Source organism: Fibrobacter sp., assembly GCF_045601785.1.
In the GTDB taxonomy this organism is placed as follows: Bacteria; Fibrobacterota; Fibrobacteria; order Fibrobacterales; family Fibrobacteraceae; genus Fibrobacter.
The window spans coordinates 79904-89672 of the sequence record NZ_JAZSAF010000001.1 but is presented as its reverse complement, the minus strand read 5'-3'; the positions used below and the strand labels follow the sequence as shown (position 1 = coordinate 89672).

3 protein-coding genes are annotated in these 9769 nt (G+C 52.1%); 2 read left to right on the top strand and 1 reads right to left on the bottom strand.

Translation table 11 applies throughout. From position 1 onward, the window contains the following. Positions 1 to 206: 206 nt before the first annotated feature. Entirely contained in the window at positions 207 to 1112 is a 906-nt protein-coding gene (locus tag ACKI61_RS00375) for a hypothetical protein (RefSeq protein ID WP_407455846.1), read from the bottom strand. Positions 1113 to 1410: 298 nt separating this feature from the next. Here ACKI61_RS00375 and ACKI61_RS00370 point away from each other — a divergent pair, with 298 nt between their 5' ends. Continuing rightward, positions 1411 to 7572 (top strand): vWA domain-containing protein, encoded by a 6162-nt coding sequence (locus ACKI61_RS00370; protein WP_407455845.1) that lies wholly within the window; start codon positions 1411 to 1413, stop codon positions 7570 to 7572. 119 nt (positions 7573 to 7691) lie between these two features. Continuing rightward, complete coding sequence (locus tag ACKI61_RS00365) at positions 7692 to 9764, top strand: transketolase family protein (protein WP_407455844.1); 2073 nt, start codon at positions 7692 to 7694, stop codon at positions 9762 to 9764. Positions 9765 to 9769 lie beyond the last annotated feature (5 nt).

Below are 9769 nucleotides of genomic sequence, written 5' to 3'. Positions count from 1 at the left end.
TTGCAAAATCCTTTGGTTATTTGTTATGCAGGTGGTCAGACCGCGTGGCAAATTTAATCAAAGGATTTCTGCTTTCCACAAGGATGTAAAGCCGTAGGCTCTTTGGAACCACCCGCCTAGCGGGTGGTTTTCTGTATACAATAAAGAAGGCGCCGAAAGGCGCCTAGCTTGTTGTGAATTATTCAGATTTCTTTTTTGTGTGATCTTTACTTCTTCTTTTTGCGGGATTTCTTGCTCGACTTTTTCGAGGACTTTTTGGAAGCCTTCTTAGAAGATTTCTTTGTCGATTTCTTGGCGACCTTCTTCTTTGCTGCGGGCTTGGGTTCTTCAACCGGCGCTGCTTCCGGTTCGGGCTCGGCTACTTCTTCGGCGGCTTCGGGTTCTGTTGCTCCGGCACTTTCCTCGGCGCTTTCCGCTGCGGTGCTCTCTGCGGTCGCGGCCGTGTCGGGTTCCGTTGCTGTAGAATCTTCGGTTGGTTCGGCGGCGGGCTCTGCAACGGGTTCTGCGGCACTTTCTTCGGCTGCGGTCGTATCCTCGTCCGTTGCGGTCTGATCGTCAAGTTCGCTGTAGGCAGCGGTATAGGGTTCGACGGTGCTGTTTGTGTCCGTGCTTTCTTTCTTCTGTTCCTTTAGTTCTTCGTCGGATTTGTAGGTCCTGTCGTGAGAAAGCTTGATGCCAACAGAAAGCTGTAGACCGATACGGCCGGACGATACGCGGAACTTGGTTTTGGAACTTTCATAGGATTTCAGCATCGATGAGTAGTCGTAATTGACTTCGAGACCGATGTTGTAAGGCAGATAAGTTCCGAGACCGCCCTGGACAAAGAAGTTGAACGGACGTTCCCACCAGTTTCCGTTGCCGGAAAGCGGGGCCATTGAGCCTGCGCGGACGACGGCGTAGGGGGTGACTGACCAATCTTTTTTGAATGCACCGAAGGCGAGGTGGCCCCATACGGGAATCGATGCGGGGGTTGCCTGTTGGGAACCTTTCTTCTGGGCGCTCTTGTAGCCAAGGCCGAATCCATAATGGAGAGGGCTGAACTCGGCGGCAAACAACATTTCTGCTGCACCGATAAAGACGGGATCTGTGTTCCACTTCTTTTCTTGCTTCACACCCTTGGCGTCTTTTTCAATGTTTACTTTGGATGGAAAGTCGAATTGGAAAAAGGGGCGAACTTCAAATGCATTAGCTAATTGCGAACAAATGAAGACGACGGTCAGGAAAAGAATTTTATTGTAAAATTTATTTTGCATAAGTTCTCTGTGTTGTTCCTCTTGCGGGTGAAAGATAACTAAATCTTGCGGCAATAGTTGAAGAAAATGCTATAATTTTATATTTTTTACATATACAATTTTGAGAGGTTAGTTCATGAGGAGAATTTGGGGCATTGCATTTGTCATTTTTCTTTCCTTGGCTTTTGCCGCGGAAGAACATGGAGTTGTTTTCCCGATAACGGAAACGACGACAGAATATAACGCTAGCGACAATTTTTACGATGCAGCCGATTCCGGCCGGGTTCATTTTAGTTACACACCGTCGAAGTCCGGGTACTGCACGGTCACTTCGTCTTACGCGAGCTCCTCTTTTTATCGGTATCTCTACTATTATGGAACGGACGATAGTTTTTCCAGCTCCTTGGACAATTCTTCTAGCTACTATAGCCCTAGCGTATCCTTTTACTGCGATGCCGGAGAGACCTACTATTTCGTGGTCGATGTTTATTATAGCGACGATTATACCGATATCTTTGACATCAAGGCCTCCCGTGCAGATGTTTGGACTGTTACCGTAGAAAGCGAGTCTCCGAACTGCTCCCCGGTTACGGAAACGCAAAAGGTTCTCGATGGACAAATGGCCCTTTTGGAAGCGACCGGCGTGACGGGCTACCGTCCGAACGGCTGGAAGTTTGTAAGCGGCACGCACCAGTTCTCCGATTCGTCTGCATCGTCGATCGAGCTTACCGTTCTTGAAGACACTAAGGTCAAGCTGCTGTGCCGCGAGGCTAAGCTGATTGACATTTCCGAAAAGGTCCAGAAGTTTACCCCGAACAATGATTTCTACAATGTTTCCCCGGCAAATGGTATGCGCTTCAGGTATGTGGCTCCGACGACCGATCTCTATATTATGCGCGTGCAGTCGACCGATTTCTATGGGACTCACCGGTATTATGGAACCGACGACTCCTTTACGACTCCTGTAAAAACGGTATCTAGCACAAGGGCATCGTCTTATGAGTATGTGAAGGCGTCTGCTAAGGACGAAGCCTATTATTTGTCTGTCGTGCCCTATTCTTCTTCCTATTACGACGAATCGATTTCGGTCTTTGTAGACAAGGCTTCCATCGTGACCGTTGATGGTGGTACGCCGGACACCGTTTCGATGGGCAAGACGATGAGCCTGTCGGCCCCCCTTTCTAGTGGGGAACATTTTGCGGGCTGGAAAATCGTTTCGGGAACGGGCTCCTTCAGCGACAAGAATGACCCCAAGGCGACGTTTATTCCGACAGCTCCGGTGGTGAAGTTGTCGAAGACCGTAAAGGACCTTCCGATTTACGAGCTGACGGGCAAGTACAAGGGATTTTCGTATACCGATAATAGCAGCCAGACGGCATACGGCTACTACGGAATCCGTTCGTCGTACAAGGCCACCGATTCGGCGATGTATGCCCTAGTCTATAGGACGGCGCGGAACACGACCGCATACCGTTTCAAGGACAGCACCTTTGCTTCGTATTCAAACTATAGCAGCTGCTATCCGTCCGGAAACGAGATGGAATGCAAGATGCTTGTCACCTTGAATGCAGACTCTACGGTGTATTTCCTGTTGTATCCCACGGGAGATGTAACGGCAGATTCCGTGCATGCCAAGGTCCAAAAGACGGTCAAGGTGAGTGCCGATACGGTGGGGGGTGGCTATGCCTATGTGGGAATTAACAGCCGCAACTACGACTCCACCTATGTGTCGGGGGATTCTGTTCCCCTGCGGGCGTATCCGTTGAATTCATTGTACAGGTTCAAGTACTGGCAGAAGGTTTCGGGCTCGTGCAAGATTGTCGATTCCACCAAGGTAAACGCCTATGCGGTGGTGAACGGAGATTGCCGCGTGAAGGCCGTATTTGGCGAAGGCACGGTGTACACGATTACAAAGACTTCGACGGAGTACACGACGGCTGAACATTACTATTCTGGAAATGTCGGCAGTGCCGTCCGCTTCAAGTTCGTGGCTCCTTCTGCGGGAACATACGCCTTTGTCTTTAGCCGAGCCAAGAGAACATACTCCAATGTCTACCGGTACGATTCGTCCGACTTCTCCTCGTACACAAATTCTCTGTCAGGCTATGACATTGTAGTGGATTCCCTGAAGCTTGCCAAGGGCGATTCCGTGTTCTATACGTTCTCGAACGGTTACACGTCGGACAACGAAGTGCCCTTCTGGGTGAGCTATTCGACATCCAGGGCTTCCATTGCGCTCGAAGGCGGAAAGAATGGTGTCGCAATTCCCGCTGGGGGCTATCCGAAGGCATGGGCGAATGTGGGGTATCCCATCGATGCGATGGGCAAGGCGGGCTACCGTTTCTACCGCTGGAAGGTGATTTCTGGAAACGGAACCCTGGCCGATTCCAAGGCGAAGATGACGACAGTTTCCGCGAAGGATACGATTACGGTAAAGGCGTCTTTCAAACTCGGCGAATCTTATGAGCTGACCGAAACCAAGACGAAGTACAACTTCCGCGACAACTACTACAGCGATTCGACTTATTCAATGGTCCGGTTCGTTTGGTATCCGCCGGATACGAACGCCCACCTGCTTACCATTACGCATGTCGATGAACTCGATGGAAAATTTGTGAATTTTGGCAGAGATTCCACTTACAAGACGGCTGGCAAGCAGTATACCGTTTCGGGCGATACCTCGGTCGTCGTGCAGGGTATTCCTGGAATCCCGATTTATTTGGGCTTTGAAGATGCTCGCACCTCAGAATATCCTGACAAGTCCTTTGAAATGCAGATCCGCAAGCCCTATGTGATGTATGTAGAGTCCAATCAGGGCAGGGCGATTCCTTCGGGCAATGTCTACCTAGAACCGGGCAAGGATACCTCAGTAACGGTAGCTCCTTATGGCGGCTTTGTGTTTGACTCGTGGAGTCTGGTGGAAGGCAAGGCAAAGATTGTGGATCCGACAAACATCAAGACCAAGGTGATTCCCCAGTCTGAATACTGCCACATCAAGGCGAACTATGTTCTTGACTTCACGGTGGAACCCTCAATCGATATCACGGGCCTTGACCTGAGCAACCATCCGGGTGTCTGTGCTGAAGTTTCCGTGACCGACGAAAATACGGGCCGTCCGATTTATGGCTTGGATTCGACGAACTTCATCTTGTTCCAGGACAAAAAGTCGCTGCCGATTCAGGTAACGAGCATTCAGGACTTCGGGGGCGTTGCTGTGGCACTTGTCGTCGATGAAAGTGGCTCTATGTCAACATCCGATATTGCGGAAGTCAAGACCGCAGTTCGTGCGTTCATTGATGCCATGGGGCCTTCGGACAGAACGACACTTATTGGCTTTGAAACTTCGGCAAGAATTATTCAGCCGATGACATCGGATAAGAGCCTGTTGTATGCGGCGACCAACCAGATTCATTCGGGGGGCGGAACGGCCATTACCAATGGCGCCTATGCGGCCTTGGATGAATTGGCGAACGAAGCGGGTTCGACGACGATCATCATTTTCTCGGATGGTTCCGGTCAGGGATCCTACAGGACTGAAGAAATCGTTGAAAAGGCGTTCTGGCAGAACACGGTGATTCACTCGGTGGGTATTGGTGCAGGTGCGACCAAGGAACCTTTGAAGGGTATGGCGGAAGGCACTGGCGGAACGTTTGCGGTTGCACCTTCGGCAACAGAACTTGCAGACATCTATGCCTCTATCCAGAGCTCGGTGCAGGCAAAGTATATCCTTTGCTACCAGAGCCCCGATACGGTCTTGAACGGCGATACCCACGAAGTGATTGTCAAGACGGATTTTGTGAACAAGAACGATGTCGATACGGCCTACTGGAGCGAAGATTACCTGCCGCCGCAGGTGAAGCTCACCAAGGATACCTGGAAGAAGGTGGGAGTATCCCAGAAGCAGAAGGACAGCATCGAAATTACGGTTTACGTGACTTCGAAGGTGCCTGTCGTTTCGACCCGCATCTATATCCAAAGATCCAATACCTACAGACAGTCCTTTGTCTCTTACGAAATGGAACATGTCAAGGATAGCCTGTGGCGCTATGTGGTTCCTGCGTCAAGCGCCATTGCTCCGGGAATTGACTTTTATGTGATGGCGACGGACTCCCTGGCTCTGATCGGCAAGGCGCCACTGATTTCAAATCCGGCTCGCGAACCTTATTCGATACCGATCAAGAACGATGTCCCCGCGATAGCCTTCTCCGGTGTGGAATGTGTCGATACGACCGATGGAACAGGCTACATGGCCTTTGACATTACCGACGATGATGGCATCTACAAGTCGTCCTTGTACTACAAGGATTCTCTGGCGGTGCTGTTCCGTGAAGTTTCGATGGGGCGGACGACCGAAGACACTTGGATCGCGAATGTCCCTGCAGAAGCGTTCTCTGCGGGAACGCTGGAATACTATGTCCGCGCGATGGATGGCGATGGCTCGTCGGTACGCTATGAGAAGAAGAGCAACTACAAAATTTCTGCCTGTAAGGATGGCTACAAGGTGCCCGATGTCGATGACGAAATCAAGATTGTCTCGATGGACGAAGACGATCGCATTTCCCGTGAGACACCCTATATTGGACTTACTCTCAAGACGCAGAATTTCTCGTTCAAGGTGGACACCGCGAAGGTGAAACTCTCCTGCCTTATTTCGGGTGACATTGAAAACAACATCAAGCTTGTGGAAACGAAGAACGGATTCTTCAAGAAGGATTCCATTCCGAAGAACGAATTGTCCGCAAAGCGCGACAACGGAACAATCTCTTGCGCTCCGATCGATACGCTGGTCGCCGAATACAAGGATCCCGTCTACAAGACGGTCGTTTACGACACCGTGATTATTCACGACTCTGTTTCTGTCACCTACCGATTCCTAGAAGTGAAGGATGATGACGACCTGGATTCCGTAGAAACAACTATCAGCGCCCCGTTTCGTGTGCGGGTGACTGCAGAAAGTCCATCTTTGAACAAGGTGGATACCCTGAAGCTTATCCTGTTTACGGACCAGGGGGACTCCATTTGGGTGAAGGCTGTCGAGACGGGCAAGTTTTCTTCCACTTTCGAATATGTGGGCAAGTTCTATTTTGTCGAAGATTCGACTTTGCTGAAAGACTCGCAGCTCGATGCCGTGTTCAACCTGGACACCATTTACAACCGCGTTATAATCCATGCGCAAATTCTGGGCGACACATCTGAATTGGATGCTCGGGATTCCCTGGTCGTGTTCTCGAACTATGTGCCCGCAGACATCGCTGAAATCTACGATGCTGATTTGGATGGCCACGCCGATTCGATCAGGATTCACTTCAAGAAAAAGCTTGAGTCGATGGTGGTCGGTGTCGATACGGTCTACTGGAACGCTGCGGGGGGCGAGTGGCGTAAAGTGCCCAAGAAACAGCTTAAGATGGGCGACGATAAATCATGGATAGAAGCGAAACTCTCGGACGAGTTCGAGTATGGTGTAACGGCTGCTGATTCAGCGAATCCTCCCTACCTGAGAGTCAAGAAGACGGAAGACGACTTCTCTCAGAAGGTCCGCTTGGTGGACTATGTGGGGGCCGTTCCTGCCAAGGCGGTGAAACACCCCGGCACGCTGTCGATGACGGAGTTCTTGAATCCAGATGCGGAAACTCCGCCGGATACCATCGTCATCACGATGTCGGAACCGATTCGCAGGGCAAAAAAAGCGAAAAGCGACGAATGGAAGAGGCTCTTCTATCACAGCGCTTCTTGCGATGAGGAAAAGGAATACCCGATGAACCTGGCCAAGGAGCCCCTGGTCGATTCTACGGGGCAGGAATGGACGCTGATTCTTGCCGACTACAACATGATTGTCGGAAACTGCATCAGGACGAACCCGAAGGCGGCTTATGAGGATTCCTCCAAGAACTCGATGGGACATGGCGGGATCGAGATGGAAGGCGACGATGGCGACCGTTACCTGTATGAAGTGACTCCTGTGCCGTTTGTAAGTGGAATGGATAAGGGTGCCAAGTGGATCGAGCCGAAGGGAGATTCCTGGACCAAGGTCCCCGATACGCTTTCGACGATAAAAGTTGCAAGTATTGCGCCGTACAAGGCCTATATCACCATTTTCGACGGTTATTCCAATGTGGTCGCGACATTCAAGCAGACTTTCGGCTACGACGGCGAAATGAAGCAGAAAATTCGCGGAAACGACGAAAACAGGTCGAAAATAGGCTTCCTTTACTGGAATCAGAGGACGAATGAAAACCGCAAGGTCGGCACCGGAGTCTTTATCTGGCACATTGACTTTAAGTTCGAAGACGGACATTCTGAGTTCCGTTTGCTAAAAACAGGAATAAAAAGAAAGAAATAAGATTGTTTTAGCGTGAAATGCGCTCTGGAACCTTGAGAGAAAATTGTAAAAAAGTTAAATTTGGGTCGCTTATTTTATGGGCGGCTCATCGCCCGCTATTATAAAGAGAGGTTAAAAAAGTGCAAGACGCGTTGGTTACAAAAGCGGCTGACAACATTCGAATCCTTTCCGCTGCCATGGTGCAGAAGGCAAAGTCCGGACACCCGGGTGGAGCCATGGGCGCTGCAGACGCCATTACGCTCCTGTATTCGGAATTTCTCCGTTTTGACCCCGAAAACCCCTACTGGGAAGCCCGCGACCGCTTCTTCATGGATCCGGGCCACATGTCTGCGCTCCTGTACGGCGAACTTGCCATGCTCGGCAACCTCTCGATGGATGACCTCAAGAATTTCCGCCAGCTGGGTTCCCGCACTCCGGGTCACCCCGAAGTCGAAGTCGCCCTCGGCATCGAAAACTCTTCGGGCCCGCTCGGTATCGGTCATGCCGTAGCCCTCGGTAACGCGATTGCCGAACGCTTCATGGTGGAACGCTTTGGCGACATTCTGCAGCACAAGGTCGTATGCCTCGTGTCTGACGGCGGCCTCGAAGAAGAAATCGCTTACGGTGTGGGCCGTATTGCCGGTCACCTCAAGCTTTCGAACCTCATTTTCTTCTACGACGCGAACCAGGTGCAGCTGTCCTGCAAGGTCGAAGACGTGATGAGCCACGACTTGGCTGGTCAGTACGAATCCTGGGGCTTCCGCGTGATTGACGTGGCTGACGGTCACGACATCGCCGCCCTCCGCAAGGCTTTCAAGGAAGCCTGGGCCGAAACTGAAAAGCCGACCATCATCATCGGTCACACCACCATGGCCAAGGGCGCCATTGCCGAAGACGGCAAGTCCTTCGAAGGTGCCGTTTCAACCCACGGTCAGCCGCTCAATGCAGCAGGCGCTTCTACCGACGCAACGGTGAAGAACCTCGGCGGTGATCCGGCCGATGCATTCAAGATTTTTGACGACGTGAAGGCTGGCTTCGAGGCCCGTAAGGAAGAACTTCGCAAGCAGGTCGCCGAATGGAAAAAGGCCAAGGCCGCTTGGGACGCCAAGAACCCCGAAAAGGCCGCTACCCTCAAGGAATGGCTCTCGGGTAAGGCTCCGAAGATCGACCTTTCCAAGCTCGAACTCAAGGAAGGTGTCGCAACCCGCGTGACTTCCGGCACCGTGCTCGGCTACCTCGCCGAAAACGTGAAGAACTGCATCTGCAGCTCCGCAGACCTTTCCAACTCCGACAACACCCAGGCCTTCCTCAACAAGACCGGCATCTTCCGCGCAGGCGACTTCAAGGGCGCCTTCGTTCAGGTGGGCGTTGCCGAACTGACCATGGGCGCCATCTGCTGCGGTATCGCATTGCACGGCGGCCTCTACCCGATTTGTGCTACATTCTTCGTGTTCAGCGATTTCATGAAGCCGGCAATCCGTATGGCAGCCCTCATGAAGCTCCCGGTCAAGTTCATGTACACGCATGACAGCTTCCGCGTGGGCGAAGACGGCCCCACACACCAGCCGATCGAACACGAAACCCAGATCCGTTTGCTCGAAGGCCTCAAGCGCGAAGACGGCAAGTCCGAAATGCTGGTGCTCCGCCCGGCCGACGCCTTCGAAACCGTGACTGCCTGGGAAATGGCTTTTGAAAACAACGATCGCCCGACAGCGATTATCCTTACCCGTCAGAACGTGAAGACGCTCCCCGGTGACAAGCGCTACGAAGCTTCCAAGGCTTGCCGCAAGGGTGCCTACATCGTGAGCGACAACTGCGGTTCCGCACGCCCGGACCTGACCTTTGTGTCTAACGGTTCCGACGTGCTCCTGACTCACGACGCCGCCGAAATCCTCCGTGGCGAAGGCCTCAAGATCCGCGTGGTCTCCATGATCAGCCCGGCCCTCTTCATGGCTCAGGACAAGGCATACCGCGATTCCATCATTGTTCCTTGGACTCCGGTGTTCGCAAAGTCCAGTGGCCTTCCGCTTCTGTTCGCCCAGGTCGTGGGTGGCTTCGGCAAGGTCTCCGGTCTCGAACGCTTTGGCGCCTCTGCTCCGGCAGCCGTGCTCGAAAAGGAATTCGGTTACACTCCGGAAGCCGTCGTGGCTGCTGCGAAGGAATACCTCGCTGAATTCAAGGCAAATGTCGCTGAATTCAAGAAGTTCAACTAGGGTTC